Origin of the sequence: Streptomyces sp. MB09-01 (assembly GCF_033794505.1) — a bacterium.
Classification (GTDB): Bacteria; Actinomycetota; Actinomycetes; order Streptomycetales; family Streptomycetaceae; genus Streptomyces.
In genome coordinates this window covers 1-13,935 of sequence record NZ_JARAYQ010000221.1, presented here as the reverse complement: position 1 = coordinate 13,935, position 13,935 = coordinate 1, and the positions used below count along the sequence as shown (strand labels likewise).

13 protein-coding genes and 3 pseudogenes are annotated in these 13,935 nt (G+C 71.2%); 2 read left to right on the top strand and 14 right to left on the bottom strand.

All coding sequences use genetic code 11. From position 1 onward, the window contains the following. Positions 1-437: pseudogene (locus PV721_RS33240) on the top strand (pseudouridylate synthase); the annotation flags it as partial. 370 nt (positions 438-807) lie between these two features. Here the strand turns inward: PV721_RS33240 and PV721_RS33235 are convergent. From PV721_RS33235 to PV721_RS33170, 14 genes and pseudogenes are all read right to left on the bottom strand, one after another. Further along, a pseudogene (locus tag PV721_RS33235) lies at positions 808-1,200 on the bottom strand (RNA polymerase sigma factor); the annotation flags it as partial. 71 nt (positions 1,201-1,271) lie between these two features. After that, positions 1,272-1,934: a TetR/AcrR family transcriptional regulator gene (locus PV721_RS33230; protein ID WP_319730922.1), complete on the bottom strand. Its 663-nt coding sequence runs from the start codon at positions 1,932-1,934 to the stop codon at positions 1,272-1,274. Positions 1,935-2,024: 90 nt separating this feature from the next. After that, positions 2,025-4,865: a DEAD/DEAH box helicase gene (locus PV721_RS33225; protein ID WP_319730920.1), complete on the bottom strand. Its 2,841-nt coding sequence runs from the start codon at positions 4,863-4,865 to the stop codon at positions 2,025-2,027. A 136-nt stretch (positions 4,866-5,001) separates the two neighbouring features. Then, positions 5,002-5,131 (bottom strand): annotated as a pseudogene (locus PV721_RS33220) (sphingosine kinase); the annotation flags it as partial. A gap of 16 nt (positions 5,132-5,147) precedes the next feature. After that, a complete protein-coding gene (tatC, locus tag PV721_RS33215) occupies positions 5,148-6,104 on the bottom strand; it encodes a twin-arginine translocase subunit TatC (RefSeq protein ID WP_319730918.1) in 957 nt (318 codons plus the stop codon). Positions 6,105-6,151: 47 nt separating this feature from the next. Continuing rightward, entirely contained in the window at positions 6,152-6,448 is a 297-nt protein-coding gene (gene tatA, locus PV721_RS33210) for a Sec-independent protein translocase subunit TatA (protein ID WP_319730916.1), read from the bottom strand. A 168-nt stretch (positions 6,449-6,616) separates the two neighbouring features. Continuing rightward, complete coding sequence (locus PV721_RS33205; protein WP_319730914.1) at positions 6,617-6,817, bottom strand: hypothetical protein; 201 nt, start codon at positions 6,815-6,817, stop codon at positions 6,617-6,619. 27 nt (positions 6,818-6,844) lie between these two features. After that, the gene (locus tag PV721_RS33200) at positions 6,845-7,072 is read right to left on the bottom strand and encodes a hypothetical protein (RefSeq protein ID WP_319730912.1); all 228 of its coding nucleotides are present in this window, start codon (positions 7,070-7,072) and stop codon (positions 6,845-6,847) included. Between the two features lie 14 nt (positions 7,073-7,086). Continuing rightward, positions 7,087-8,055: a WYL domain-containing protein gene (locus PV721_RS33195; protein WP_319730911.1), complete on the bottom strand. Its 969-nt coding sequence runs from the start codon at positions 8,053-8,055 to the stop codon at positions 7,087-7,089. Between the two features lie 136 nt (positions 8,056-8,191). Next, the gene (locus tag PV721_RS33190) at positions 8,192-9,148 is read right to left on the bottom strand and encodes a helix-turn-helix transcriptional regulator (protein ID WP_319730910.1); all 957 of its coding nucleotides are present in this window, start codon (positions 9,146-9,148) and stop codon (positions 8,192-8,194) included. A gap of 122 nt (positions 9,149-9,270) precedes the next feature. Then, complete coding sequence (locus PV721_RS33185) at positions 9,271-9,663, bottom strand: FKBP-type peptidyl-prolyl cis-trans isomerase (RefSeq protein ID WP_319730908.1); 393 nt, start codon at positions 9,661-9,663, stop codon at positions 9,271-9,273. A 28-nt stretch (positions 9,664-9,691) separates the two neighbouring features. Next, a complete protein-coding gene (locus tag PV721_RS33180; RefSeq protein ID WP_319730907.1) occupies positions 9,692-10,633 on the bottom strand; it encodes an FKBP-type peptidyl-prolyl cis-trans isomerase in 942 nt (313 codons plus the stop codon). A gap of 115 nt (positions 10,634-10,748) precedes the next feature. Continuing rightward, the gene (pafA, locus tag PV721_RS33175; RefSeq protein WP_030016332.1) at positions 10,749-12,110 is read right to left on the bottom strand and encodes a Pup--protein ligase; all 1,362 of its coding nucleotides are present in this window, start codon (positions 12,108-12,110) and stop codon (positions 10,749-10,751) included. 127 nt (positions 12,111-12,237) lie between these two features. Then, the gene (locus PV721_RS33170) at positions 12,238-13,500 is read right to left on the bottom strand and encodes an MFS transporter (RefSeq protein ID WP_319730904.1); all 1,263 of its coding nucleotides are present in this window, start codon (positions 13,498-13,500) and stop codon (positions 12,238-12,240) included. A gap of 135 nt (positions 13,501-13,635) precedes the next feature. On the opposite strand from PV721_RS33170, the gene PV721_RS33165 reads away from it, so the two are divergent. Then, positions 13,636-13,935: LacI family DNA-binding transcriptional regulator (locus tag PV721_RS33165; RefSeq protein ID WP_319730902.1), on the top strand; the 300-nt coding region annotated here is incomplete at its 3' end.

Genomic DNA, 13,935 nt, shown 5'->3' with positions numbered 1-13,935 from the left:
ACCCCGCGCTCGCCCCCACCTTCCCCCGCACGGTCCGCAGCCGGATCGAGAAAGCCCGTGGCGTGATCGCGGCGACCGAGGTGCCCGGCGCCGCGCCCAACGCCGAGAGCCTGATCGAACTGACCGGCACCCAGGGGGACCTGGGCCGCTACCGGCTGACCCCGCACACCGGCCGCACCCACCAGCTGCGGGTGCACATGAACGCCCTGGGCCTGCCCATCCTGGGCGACCCGGTGTATCCGCGGGTGACCGATCCGGGCCCGGACGACTACCGCAGACCGCTGCAGCTCCTGGCCCGGGTCCTGGAGTTCACCGACCCGGTCACCGGGACCGTCCACCGGTTCGAGAGCGGCCGCACCCTCCAGGCCTGGCACGACCGCACCGGCTGGGAGGCCGGCACCGGGCCGGTCAGCGGGATCCGGCGGGAATCTTTTTGATCCGGTCGACGACCGCACAGGTCAGGACGGCGCTGGTGGACACGACCGTGCCGGGCTTGATCAGGCCCTGCTCCCCGGAGCTGCCGCTGACCTGGACCGTGCGTTCGCCGAGGAACACAAGGGTGTCCCGGGCGAAGATCCATTCCGTGCACTGTCCGGAGGCCTCGTCCAGGCGGGCGACGGCGACGCCCTGACGGCCCGCGGCGTCGGCCGCCTCGGCCACCAGGACCACGCCGGGAATCTTCGCGGCGGCCTTGTAGAGCGCGGCCGTGAGGGCGGCCGGCGGGTGGCTCCCGCGCAGCAGGTCACAGACGGGGGGCGGCAGGAGGCGCGCGCTCCTCCCGCTCGCCGGGCTGGGGCTGGGAAAGACGCGCTCGGGCCTGCGCAGCGCGCCCAGCCGGCTCAGCGTGACGGCGATGCGCTGCCGGTCGTCGAGCCGGCCGGCCACCTCGTCCGCGTGGTCGGGCACGGGCGCGGCCGCGGCGCCTGCGGCGGCCGCGGCGGCCCGGTAACGCCGGTTGCTCCGGCAGTGGTTGCGGGCGAGGTTGGTGGTGATGCCCAGCAGCCACGGCCGGAGCGATCCCCCTTCGGGGTCCGCCCTGGCGCGCATCCGCCACGCCTCCATGAAGACGGCCGACATGACGTCCTCCGCGACGGACCAGTCCCCGGTCAGCCGGAAGGCATGGTTGTACACGGTGCGGGCATGGCCGTCGAACAGCTCCGCGAAGGCGTCGGGATCCCCGGACCGCACCCGGGTTCGCATTTCTGTGGTCACTCCTGTCGGCTCTCCGTCACCGGGGGACGGGTTCCCATGATGCGCCACAGCCGCAGGGGTCACCGGCTCCCGGGCAGGCCGATCCCCGCGATCCGCAGCGCGGCGTCGGCGGTGGCCTCCGCGAAGGCACCCACCGGCCGCGCCGGATCGGCCCGGTGGATCAGCATGACACCCTCGATGAGTCCGAAGACCAGGTCGTTGCGGAGCGCCAGTCCCGCCCCGTCCCCGGCCAGTTCGGCGCCGGCGCAGGTCCCGTCGAGCAACACCCGGTAGGCGTCCTTGAGTTCCGCGCGCATCCGGCGGAACTGTGCGAAGCGCGCGCCGCCCACCTCGGGCAGCAGGTAGAGCGCCCCCAGGTTGTACGGGCCCCCGCACAGCAGCAGCACATCGGAGCAGCACAGCTCCCACAGCCGCCGTGCGGCGGGCCGCCCGTCTTCGGCGAGCAGCCGGCGGGCCAGGACCAGCGAGGGAGCGACCGTGGACTCCAGCAGTTCGGCGAGGAGGTCCTCCTTGCCGCCGAAGTAGTGGTACATCGTGGCCTGGCGCATTCCGGCCCGCCCGGCGACCGCCCGCGTGGTGGTCGCCGCGTACCCCTGGACGGTGAACAACTCGGCCGCCGCGCAGAGGAGGTCCTCGCGCGGCGGCCGGCCGCTCTCCGGTCTCAGCCGGTCGGCGCGTGGCCGACCGACCCGTCTCGGGCCCTCGTCTGCTCCCCCGCTCATGGACCGATCGTCGCACAGAGCACGAGGATTCGATCATGGCAAGAGATCAGATCAGGCCGGCCCCGCACTCGGAGGAAGCCCCAAAACCGGCTAGCCGACCGAGCTGTAGGCCACTACGCCCCGCAGCAGGGCGTCCACGGCCTTGCGGGCGTTGCGCGCCACCGTGCTCCCGCTCTCGCCGGAGGCCGAGGGGGCCGCCGCCGCGATCTGCCCGAGCACGTCGATGACCTGCTTGCACCAGCGCACGAAGTCACCGGCCGGCATCTCCGCCTCGCGCAGCACCTCGTCCAGGCTCTTGTCGGAGGCCCACTGGTACGCCGCCCACGCGAAGCCGAGATCCGGCTCCCGCTGGCCCACGCCCTCCGCCTGGTTGATGCGGTGCTCCTCCTCCAGCGCGTCGAGCCGGCCCCAGATGCGGACCATCTCGCCCAGCGCCTCCTTCGCCGCGCCGCCCGGCACCTTCGGTGCGACCGCGTCGTCGGACTGCCGCGCCTCGAAGACCAGCGCCGAGACGCAGGCGGCCAGTTCGGCCGGGCTCAGGCCCTCCCACACCTTGGCCCGCAGGCACTCGGAGGCCAGCAGGTCGAGCTCCCCGTACAGCCGGGCGAGCCGCTTGCCGTGCACGGTGACCTCGTCCTCGCGCAGGTAGTCCAGCTCGGTCAGCAGTGCGTGGATCCGGTCGAAGGTTCGGGCGATGGTGTTCGTCCGGCCCTCGATCCGCCGCTCCAGCTGCAGGGTGTCCCGCTTGAGCCGGTGGTAGCGCTCCGCCCAGCGGGCGTGGTCCTCGCGCTCGTCGCAGCCGTGGCAGGGATGTGCCCGCAGTTCGGAACGCAGCCGGGCGATCTCGCGGTCGTCGGCCGCCGCGGCCCGGCCGCGCGCACGCCGCTCCGGCGTGATGTGCCCGGCCTTGCTCCGCAGCTGCGAGGCCAGGTCCCGACGGGACTGCGGCGAGCGCGCGTTGAAGGTCTTGGGGATCCGCATCCGGTCGAGCGCCTCGACCGGGACCGGGAAGTCGATCGCGGCGAGCCGCTTGACCTGCCGCTCGGCGGTGAGCACCAGGGGGCGCGGGCCCTCCGCGTACTCGTACCCGCGGTGCCCGTTGACCCGCCCGGCCGGCACGCCCGGATCCAGGACCAGCGCGAGCCCGGCGAACTTGCCCGTCGGCACGTGGATGATGTCGCCCGGCTTGAGCTTCTCCAGCGAACTGGCCGCCTGCACCCGGCGCTGGGCGGCGCCCTGCTTGGCCAGCTCCGTCTCACGGTCCTTCAGGTCGCGGCGCAGCTGCGCGTACTCCTCGAAGTTCCCCAGGTGGCAGGTCATGCCCTCCCGGTAGCCCTCGAGGCCCTCCTCGTTGCGCTGCACCTGCCGGGAGATCCCGACGACCGAGCGGTCGGCCTGGAACTGCGCGAAGGAGGTCTCGAGCAGCTCGCGCGAGCGGTGCCGCCCGAACTGGCTGACCAGGTTCACGGCCATGTTGTACGAGGGCTTGAAGCTGGAGCGCAGCGGATACGTACGGGTACCCGCGAGCCCGGCGAGCCCGGCCGGGTCCATGCCCCGCTGCCACAGCACCACCGCGTGGCCCTCGACGTCGATGCCGCGCCGCCCGGCCCGGCCGGTCAGCTGCGTGTACTCGCCGGGGGTGATGTCGGCGTGCTGCTCGCCGTTCCACTTGACCAGCTTCTCCAGGATCACCGTGCGCGCGGGCATGTTGATGCCCAGCGCCAGGGTCTCGGTGGCGAAGACGGCCTTGACGAGGCCCCGGACGAACAGCTCCTCCACGACCTCCTTGAAGGTGGGCAGCATGCCCGCGTGGTGCGCGGCGATGCCCCGCTCCAGCCCTTCGAGCCACTCGTAGTACCCCAGGACGTGCAGGTCCTCGGTGGGGATGGAGGCGGTCCGCGCCTCGACGATCTCGCGGACCTTGAGCCGCGCGGACTCGTCGTTGAGCCGCAGTCCCGCGTACAGGCACTGCTGGACCGCGGCCTCGCAGCCGGCCCGGCTGAAGATGAAGTTGATGGCGGGCAGCAGCCCGTCACCGTCGAGGCGGGCGATGACCTCGGGGCGGGAGGGGGTCCAGATCCGGCCGCGGGAGCGCCGCTCGCGCTCGCGGTCGGCCTCGCGGACCATCTTGCCGCGCCGCCGGTCCTTCGGGTTGTAGGTGCGGCTGTTCTCCTCGCGGGCCATGCGCAGCAGGTCGGGATTGACCTCCCGGCGCGCGGAGCCGCGGCCGCCGTGGTCGGACTCCTCCTCGAAGAGGTCGTAGATCCGGCGGCCGGCCATGACGTGCTGCCACAGCGGGACGGGCCGCTCCTCGGAGACGATCACCTCGGTGTCGCCGCGGACGGTGTCCAGCCAGTCGCCGAACTCCTCGGCGTTCGACACGGTGGCCGACAGGGACACCAGGGTCACCGACTCGGGGAGGTGGATGATCACTTCCTCCCAGACGGCCCCGCGGAACCGGTCGGAGAGGTAGTGGACCTCGTCCATCACGACGTGGCCGAGGCCGAGCAGCGACTGGGAGCCCGCGTACAGCATGTTGCGGAGCACCTCGGTGGTCATCACGACCACCGGCGCCTCGGAGTTCACGCTGTTGTCGCCGGTCAGCAGGCCCACCTTGTCGGCGCCGTAGCGCTTGACGAGGTCGGCGTACTTCTGGTTCGACAGCGCCTTGATCGGCGTCGTGTAGAAGCACTTGCGGCCCTGCTGGAGGGCCAGGTGCACGGCGAACTCGCCGACGATGGTCTTGCCCGAGCCTGTCGGGGCGGCTACGAGGACGCCCTTGCCGGCCTCCAGTGCCTTGCAGGCCTCGACCTGGTACGGGTCCAGATCGAAGTCGTACATCTCGCGGAAGGGGGCCAGGGCAGTGGCCTCTTCGGCGGCGCGGATCCGGGCAGCGGCGTACCGCTCGGCGGGTGAGAGTTCTTCGGTCATCTTGCTGTCGAGCCTACCCGCCACCTCTGACAACAGTCGCGATCATTTAAGTGAGCAGCCGGCCCGCTCCGGGGCGCGTTCCGCGGTCACCGGCAGCGCCCCCGGGGGTACCCGCGGACGGCGTCCGGGGGAGGCCGTCGGCGCCCACCACCGTCCGCTACGCAGAAGCCGGCCGCCCGCAACGCGGAAGCGGCCGGCTGTGCGGCGTGCGCGCCCCGGCCGCGGCCCGCGGTGGGACGGAGGAAGAGGGTGGTCCCGGAGCTCACCGGGCGCAATGCACGGTCAGGTCGCGTCGTCGTAACCGTTGATCCGCTGGCGTCCGCCGTCGGCCTGGCCGGGCAGCGCGGCGGGGGCCGGCACCGATTCCAGCGCGCCGATCGGCGCCGGGGTCAGGTCCAGCTCGGAGGCCTCGTCGTCGCTCAGACCCGCGTCGGGGTCGTTGCGCCGGCGCCTGCGGTCGTTGAGGAGACAGATACCGAGGGCCAGGAAGTAGAGGGCCACGATGGGCAGGGCCAGCGCGAGCATGGTCGGCGGGTCACCCGTGGGGGTCGCGAAGGCGGCGAAGACCGTGATGCCGAGGACCATGCCCCGCCACCAGCCACCCAGCCGCTTGCCCGTGAGCACGCCCGTGAAGTTCAGCAGGATCAGCAGCAGCGGCAGCTCGAAGGCCAGGCCGAACACGATCACCATGCGGGTGACCAGGTCGAGGTAGTCGTCGACCGGCAGCAGGTTGCGCGCGTGATCGGGAGTGAACTCCAGCATGATCGTCGCGGTCTGCGGAAGGATCTTGTACGCGAGCACGGCGCCGGCCGCGAACAGCGGCGCACCGACCGCGACGAAACTCCGCGCGTACTTCTTCTCGTGACTGTGCAGGCCCGGCGCGGCGAACGCCCACAGCTGGTACAGCCACACCGGCGCGGACAGCACCACACCGGCCGTCAGCGAGACCTTGAGGGCGATGGTGAACGCCGAGATGAGACCGTTCACGGTCATGTCGGCGCAGGGGTGGCCGTTGCGCTGGGTCACCACGCCGTCCCTGCAGCCGACGGAGTCCAGCATCGGCTTCAGCAGGAAGTTGATGATGTCCCTGTAGAAGAAGGCCGAAATGATGGTGATCACCAGGATCGCCAGGACCGACTTCAGCAGACGGTTTCGCAGCTCACGCAGGTGCTCGACAAGAGGCATCCGCCCTTCGGCGTCCTTGTCCGCTTTCCCCTGCTTGCGGGCAGACTTGAGCAACCCACGTCCCTTGTCTCGTTGCAGATGACTGGCGCGTACGGCGTGCGTCAGCCCTGGGCGGTGCGGTTCGGCTCGCTGACCGGGCGGGAGCTGGTGACGTCACCGGGCGCGGCCTGGATGGTGCGCGGGGCGACGGGCTGCTGGGCGGACTGGTCCGCGGGGGTGGCGGCGGTGGCCGCGTCCTCGGCCTCGCCCTCCTTCTTCATGGCCTTGGCCTCGCTCTTGAGGATGCGGGCCGACTTGCCGAGGGAGCGGGCCATGTCGGGGAGCTTCTTGGCGCCGAACAGCAGGATGATGACTCCGAGAATGACGAAGATTTCCCAACCCCTGAGGTTGCCGAACATAGGTATCTTCCTTTTCTCCGAGGTTCACAGCACAACGGCACGGGCGCCTAGGACTGTCTCTACCGAGGATCGTAACCCCAGGGGGTTAACGCCCGGCAATCCCCCGGCGTCCCCCGTCTTGCGTCCTGGCCGGATGTCAATCCCCCGGTCACACGCCCGTCTCATTCGCTACGGTCGCACGTCGCGGCCCGCCCGGGCCAGGTCCGCGGCCGCCCTCTCGAGATCGCCCGAGGCATCGGTGATCCGGCGGCTGGCCTGCGCGACCTGCACGGAAAGTCTGCGCACCTCCGCGAACACCCGCACCGCCAGCACGGCGAGCACGGCGACTCCGAGGAAGCCCAGGGCAATTGCGAACATCGGCCACAGCATGGGGCCGAGCCTAGGCCACCACCCGCCTCAGATGCTGCGCAGGGTGCTCACGCCACCGCCCGTCAGCAGTTCCACTATGCGCTCACCAGCAGGTTTGCGCACCGAGGCACCGCATTCAGGACACATGAAGGAGTAGAAGGTGGCCCGCCGGCTGCCGCCGATGGCCAGCCGCAGGGCGCCCGCGTCCAGCTCGAAGCGGGCCCGGCAGTCGGGACAGGAGGCCTTGAAGGCGACGGGCCCTGACGTTGGCGACATCGACCGCGCTCCCCTCAGACCTGTTCCCCGTACCCCGCGAGTGCTTCTCGAGCGGCGCTCCGCGCGCTCTCCGCCAGCTCTGTGGGGGCGACGATCCGCCCCTCGCGCCCGAGCCGCAGCGCGAGCCGGCGCAGCGAAGCCGGATCCGGGCTGCGCAGCGTGATCCGCAGGCCCCCGTCGGCCAGCTCCTCCGCGCTGTCGTGCGGGTAGTACTCGGCGACCCAGCGCCCGCCCGGCCCCACCTCGACGACGACCTCCGGGTCTTCGGCGGCCGGCTGGACCAGGCCCTCGGACAGATCGCGCGGCTCGATCGCCGGCGGCTCGGCCCGCTCGTCCAGCAGCCGGATCTCCGCCACCCGGTCGAGGCGGAAGGTGCGCCGGGCCTCGGAGAGGTGGCACCACCCCTCCATGTACGTGTGCCCCACCGCGAACAGCCGGATCGGGTCGACCTTGCGCTCGGTGAGCTCGTCGCGCGCCGGCGAGTAGTAGCGCAGCCACAGCCGCCGGCGCTCCGCGATGGCCCGGTCGACGTCCGCGAAGACCCCGCCCTCCGACTCGAAGGTCACCGACAGCCGGGAGCTGGCACTCGCGACCTCGCCCGCGGCCGCCTCCAGTTTGGCGGTGGCCCGCAGCAGGGCCTCCCGGTCGCTCTCGCGCAGCCCGGGCAGGGTGGCCACGGCGCGGGCGGCGACCAGCAGCGCGGTCGCCTCGTCGGCGGCCAGCCGCAGCGGCTCGGCCGTGGACTCCCCCGAGGCGTCGGGGTTGCGCCACCAGATGCGCTCCCCGTCGGTGTCGATGTCGAGCAGGTCCCCGCCCCGGAAGCTGGTCCCGCACATGGGCAGCACGTCGAGGTCCGAGATCAGCTCGTCCTCGGTGATCCCGAAGGCGCGGGCGACGTCGGCGACGTGCGCCCCGGGGCGCTCGCGCAGGTACGTCACCAGGGACAGCATCCGGCGGGTCTGGTCGATGGCGTTGGCAGCCATGCTGGTACGTCTCCCCCTCAGGGCACGTCTTCGAATGTGGCGGTCTCGAAGCTGGCGGATCTCGGATCGGGCTCTCGCACGGGGCGGATCCCGGACGGTGCGGCGGCGGACGCGGGCGCCGCCCCCGCGCACCGGGTCAGGCCTTGGCCACGGCCCGCAGCCGGTCCACCACGTCGGCCCGCAGGTCGGCGGGCCCGACCACGACGACGTCCGGCCCGAACTCCACCAGCCAGGCGTCCAGCCCGTGCCCGTACGGGATCTCCAGCTCGTCCCAGCCGTCCGCGCCCTCGCGCACCGCGGTGGCCTTGGCCCGCAGCGGGTAGCCCGCACCCGCGCGCAGCCGGATCAGCGCGGAGCGGTCCGCGCTCTCCCCGGCCCAGCTCGCCACGGTCTCCCGCACGGTCACCACGTCGGGCACCTCCGCCGTGTACCTGGCCGCCCGGGAGCGGACCTTGCCGGTGATCCGGGACAGCCGGAACACCCGCTCCGCCCCGCGGTCCCGGTCGTAGCCGGCCAGGTACCAGTGACCGCGCCAGCACTCCAGCGCCCAGGGCTCCACCTGCCGGGTCTCGGGGCGGGCCGCGGTGGACTTGCGGTAGTCGAAGACCACCGGCCGGCGGTCCCGGCAGGCCAGCATCAGCGGCTCGAAGGCCGCCTCGTGGACCGGGATGCGCGGCTCGATGGCACTGTGCTGTCCCTCGTACGGGTCGCCCGCCTCGGGCATCCCGCCCGCGCGCAGCTTCTGCAGGGCCCCGCTGGCGGCGCCCGCCAGGCGGGCCTGCTGCCAGACCTTGGCCGCCAGCCCCAGGGCGGCGGCCTCCTCGGCGTCCAGCGAGACGGGAGGCAGCCGGTTGCTGTCGCGGCGGGCCAGGTAGCCGGTCTCGCCCTCCAGGTTCTCCACCGTCTCGATGACCAGGCCGAGTTCCCGCAGATCGTCCTTGTCCCGCTCGAACATGCGGTTGAAGGACTCGTCGTTGCCGGCCTCCATGTAGGCCTCGATGGAGCCGCGCAACTCGCGCTTGCTCAGCGGCCGGCGGGTCCCCAGCAGACACAGCGCCAGATTCATCAGCCGCTCGGCCTTGGCAATCGCCATCGACGCCCTTCCCCCGTTCTCGACACACACTCGTGACCGTTGACCGTACCGCCCCGGCGGTCCCGGACAAAAGCGAGGGCCCCCGCCTCACGGCGGGGGCCCTCGGAGTGACTGCCGGTGAATCAGGCGGCCATCAGGTCACAGACGAAGATCAGCGTCTCGCCCGGCGCGATCGCACCGCCCGCGCCGCGGTCGCCGTAGGCGAGGTGGGCCGGGATCGTCAGCTTGCGACGGCCGCCGACCTTCATGCCCGCGATGCCCTGGTCCCAGCCCGCGATGACGCGGCCGGCACCGAGCGGGAACTGCAGCGCGGAACCGCGGTTCCACGAAGCGTCGAACTCCTCGCCGGTGGAGAAGGCCACGCCCACGTAGTGGACGGAGACCATGGCACCGGCCTTGGCCTCCGCGCCGTCGCCCTCCCAGATGTCCTCGATGACGAGGTCCTTCGGGGCTTCGCCCTCGGGGAAGTCGATCTCGGGCTTCTCGAGCTTGTCGCTCACGGAACTGCTCCTCATACGTACGAAACGGTCAACCGGAACAGTCTTACATCACGGCGAGGATGTCGAGGCTGAAGACCAGCGTCGACTTGGCCGGGATGGTGCCCTGCTCCTTGTCACCGAAGGCCTGGTCCGGCGGGATGACCAGCAGGATGCGGCTGCCGACCTTCTTGCCGATCAGGCCGTCCTTCAGGCCCGCGACCGAAAGCTCCTTCAGCGGCCACGTGACCGTCTGGCCGGAGGTGTACGTGCTTTCGAAGGACTTGTCGTCCTTCCACGTCTTGCCGTTGAACTTCACGACGACGGAGTCGGTGTCCTTGACCACCGCGCCGTCGCCCTCCAGAACGTAGCTCGAGACCAGCTTGGCCGGCTCGGCGGTGTCCTTCGGGACGGTCACGGAGACCTCGTTGCCGTCCGTGTTCGTGCCGACCTTGGGCAGGTCCTTGTTCTCCTGGGCGACTTCCTTGCCCGTGGCCGAGGCCGGGACGGTGGCGCCCTTGACGATGTCCACGACGAAGACCAGCGTGGCGTTCGGCTTGATCTTCGGCTCCGAGCCCTGGGCCCCGTATCCGAGGTCCGGCGGGATCACGAGCTCGACACGGCTGCCGACCTTCTGACCCTCCAGGCCCTGGTCCCAGCCCTTGATGACGGCGCCGGCACCGATGGTCAGGTCGAACGGTGCGGGCCGGCCGAAGCTCTGGTCGAACGGCTCCTTGCCGTCCCACACCTGACCGAGGTAGTTGACCTGCGCGATGTCGTTCTTCTTCAGCACCTGCCCGGTGCCCTCGCTGATGGTCACCACCTTCAGCTCCTTGGGCGGCGCGCCCTTCCCCTGCGACAGGGTGGGCGTCTCCCCGAACTTGGCACCCTTGGTGATCGCGGGCGCCCCGTTCTTCATCTGGGCGGAGTCGGAGCCGCTGTCGTCGCCACACGCTGCTGTCGTCAGCAGCAGAAGGGGTACGACAAGCAGGCCGGCAAGTCGGCGCACGGGTTCCTCAGATCTCAGACGGCAAGGCGGTCGCCCGCCACTCTAAGCCGTGCGCAGGGCCCCGTACGAGAGACGTACGGGGCCCTGGTAAGGAGTGCGATGTCACATTGTGGTCCTACATGCCGGCGATCAGCTTCTCCACCCGGTCGTCCACCGACCGGAACGGGTCCTTGCACAGCACCGTCCGCTGCGCCTGATCATTGAGCTTCAGATGCACCCAGTCGACCGTGAAGTCCCTCCGCTGCTCCTGCGCCCGCCGGATGAAGTCCCCGCGCAGCCGCGCCCGCGTCGTCTGCGGGGGCACCGACTTCCCCTCGAAGATCTTGAGGTCGTTGCAGATCCGCGCCGCCTGCCCCTTGCGCTCCAGCAGGTAGTACAGCCCGCGCCGACGGTGGATGTCGTGATACGCGAGGTCTATCTGAGCCACCCGCGGATTCGACATGGTCATGTTGTGCTTCGCCCGGTACCGCTCGATCAGCTGGTACTTCATGACCCAGTCGATCTCGGTCCCGATCCGGTCCAGATCCTCCGCGTCGATCGCGTCCAGCGTGCGGCCCCACAGCTCCAGCACCTGGTCCACCACACCGGTACGGATGCCCCGGCGCTCGGCGAAGTCCACCGCCTTGTCGTAGTACTCCCGCTGGATCTCCAGCGCCGAGGCCTCCCGGCCGCTCGCCAGCCGCACCTTGCGCTGACCCGTGATGTCGTGGCTGACCTCGCGGATCGCCCGGATCGGGTTCTCCAGGGTCAGGTCCCGCATCACCGTCCCCGCCTCGATCATGCGCAGCACCAGGTCGGTGGCTCCGACCTTGAGCAGCATGGTGGTCTCGGACATGTTCGAGTCACCCACGATGACGTGCAGCCGGCGGTAGCGCTCGGCATCCGCGTGCGGCTCGTCCCGGGTGTTGATGATCGGCCGCGAACGGGTCGTGGCGGAACTGACGCCCTCCCAGATGTGCTCGGCCCGCTGGCTCACGCAGTAGACCGCGCCCCGGGGCGTCTGCAGCACCTTGCCGGCGCCGCAGATCAGCTGCCGCGTGACAAGGAACGGAATGAGAATGTCCGCCAGGCGGGAGAATTCCCCGTGCCGGGCCACCAGGTAGTTCTCGTGGCAGCCGTACGAGTTGCCCGCCGAGTCGGTGTTGTTCTTGAAGAGATAGACGTCGCCCGCGATTCCCTCCTCGTGCAGGCGTCGTTCGGCGTCGACGAGCAGACCTTCGAGAATGCGCTCGCCTGCTTTGTCGTGGGTGACCAGTTCGGTCACGTTGTCGCATTCGGGAGTTGCATATTCCGGATGCGAACCCACATCGAGGTACAGGCGGGCGCCGTTCCGCAGGAAGACATTGCTGCTGCGGCCCCATGACACAACACGGCGGAAGAGGTAGCGCGCCACTTCGTCAGGAGACAGTCGGCGCTGTCCCCTGAACGTGCACGTGACGCCGTACTCGTTCTCCAGCCCGAAAATGCGGCGGTCCATGACTGAACATTACGCCTTCTGCCCTCTTCTGAAACCGGGTTCGGGAGCGCCGTTTCGATCAGTTCCCCGCAGCGGGCCCGCCGGCCCGGCACCGAACGGGCCCCCGCACCGGTGTGGCGCCCCCGGATCACCCCGCCGACGAGGCCTCTGACGCCACCTCACGCGCACCATCGGACACCCCGTCAGACGAGCCCGCCACCGCGCGGCCCGGCCCCGCAGTTGCCAACACCCGCTGAGTGGCCATCAGCACCAGCAGCGCAGCGGCACCCGCCACGGACGCCACCCCGAAGCTCGCCGCCGTACCGCCCAGCTCCACCGCCGGCCCCGCCACCGCCGTACCGATCGCCGCACCCACCCCGAAGAAGGTCACCAGCCACGAGAACGCCTCCGTCACCGTCCCCGTCGGAGCATGCCGGTCCACCACGATGAACGCACACGCCAGCGCAGGCGCCAGGAACACCCCCGACAGCGCCGCCAGCGCCGTCATCGCCACCTGCCCCGGAGTCAGCATCAGCGGCAGATAGCCCAGCGCCAGCAGCGCCACCAGCACCAGCAGCCGCCGCTCCGGCGCACCCGCCCACCGACGCGCCCCGTACGTCACCCCGCCGATCAGCGCACCCAGCCCGAGCGCCGCCATCAGCCACCCGTACACCGCCTGGTTCCCGTGATCGTCCGCGTACGCCACACCCGCCACCGTGATCGAACCCAGCGCCGTCCCCACGAAGAAGAACGCACCCAGCAGCGCCAGCAGCCCCCGCGAACGCAGCGCACCCAGCCAGTGGGCCTCCCGCGGCGCCGAACGCCACCTGCGCGAAGGCTCGCTCACCACCACCGACAGCGCACCCAGCACCCCGATGGCATTGAGGGCCAGCAGCGCCCCGGCCGGCGACCACAGCGCCACGAACAGCGTCACCAGCAGCGGACCGACCGTGAACATGACCTCCTGGGCCACCGCGTCCATCGCGTACGCCGCATGCACCTTCTCCTCGCGGCCCCCCAGCACGCCCGGCCACAGCGCCCGCAGCCCGCCCTCCAGGGGCGGCGTGAAGAGCCCCGCGACGACCACCGCGGCATACGCGGCCCCTACCGAGCCCGTACCCGCCAGCGCCAGCCACACCACGCCCAGCGCCGAGACCAGCGCGGCCGGCAGCTGCACCCGCGGCTGCCCGAACAGGTCCACCGCCCGGCCCAGCAACGGCTGGCCCACCGCGTTGGCCACCCCGTACGCGGCCGCCAGCGCCCCCGCGAGGCTGTAGCTGCCGCCCTCGGCGCGCGTGAACAGCACGATCGCGATCGGCGCCGTCGCGTTCGGCAGCCGCCCTATGAGCGTGCCCACCAGCAGCCTCGCGGCGTGCCGCGTCCGCAGCAGCTCGGCGTATCCCGCGGCCATGTCCGCCCCCTTCTGCCCGGATCCCGCCGGGGTAATACGTATAACGTGACCCGTCATACGTACCATGGCCGCAGTCCGCGGGTCCACCCCACGGACCCCGACACCACCCCCGACCTCGCACTCCGGGAGCCACCTGTGACGAGACCCACCAGCCGCGACGTGGCCACCGCCGCCGGGGTCTCCCAGGCCACCGTCTCCCTCGTCCTCGGCGACAAATGGCCCGGCCGCGTCTCCGAACGCACCGCCGCCCTCGTCCGCGAAACCGCCACCCGCCTCGGCTACCGCCCCAACCTCGCCGCCCGCAACCTCCGACTCGGCTCCACCCGCACCGCCCTCCTCGTCGTCCCCGCCCTCACCAACGAATTCTTCGCCCGCGTCTACACCGGCGCCGCCCGAGTCGCCGCCGAACACGGCTTCGGCGTCGTCCTCTACCCC

Excerpts from the sequence above, each read along its gene's own strand:
- PV721_RS33230 (WP_319730922.1), bottom strand. The coding sequence starts at position 1,934 with ATGAGCGGGGGAGCAGACGAGGGCCCGAGACGGGTCGGTCGGCCACGC.
- PV721_RS33225 (WP_319730920.1), bottom strand. The coding sequence starts at position 4,865 with ATGACCGAAGAACTCTCACCCGCCGAGCGGTACGCCGCTGCCCGGATC.
- PV721_RS33170 (WP_319730904.1), bottom strand. The coding sequence starts at position 13,500 with ATGGCCGCGGGATACGCCGAGCTGCTGCGGACGCGGCACGCCGCGAGG.
- tatA (WP_319730916.1), bottom strand. The coding sequence starts at position 6,448 with ATGTTCGGCAACCTCAGGGGTTGGGAAATCTTCGTCATTCTCGGAGTC.
- PV721_RS33200 (WP_319730912.1), bottom strand. The coding sequence starts at position 7,072 with ATGTCGCCAACGTCAGGGCCCGTCGCCTTCAAGGCCTCCTGTCCCGAC.
- PV721_RS33195 (WP_319730911.1), bottom strand. The coding sequence starts at position 8,055 with ATGGCTGCCAACGCCATCGACCAGACCCGCCGGATGCTGTCCCTGGTG.
- pafA (WP_030016332.1), bottom strand. The coding sequence starts at position 12,110 with ATGGACCGCCGCATTTTCGGGCTGGAGAACGAGTACGGCGTCACGTGC.
- PV721_RS33185 (WP_319730908.1), bottom strand. The coding sequence starts at position 9,663 with ATGAGGAGCAGTTCCGTGAGCGACAAGCTCGAGAAGCCCGAGATCGAC.
- PV721_RS33190 (WP_319730910.1), bottom strand. The coding sequence starts at position 9,148 with ATGGCGATTGCCAAGGCCGAGCGGCTGATGAATCTGGCGCTGTGTCTG.
- PV721_RS33205 (WP_319730914.1), bottom strand. The coding sequence starts at position 6,817 with ATGCTGTGGCCGATGTTCGCAATTGCCCTGGGCTTCCTCGGAGTCGCC.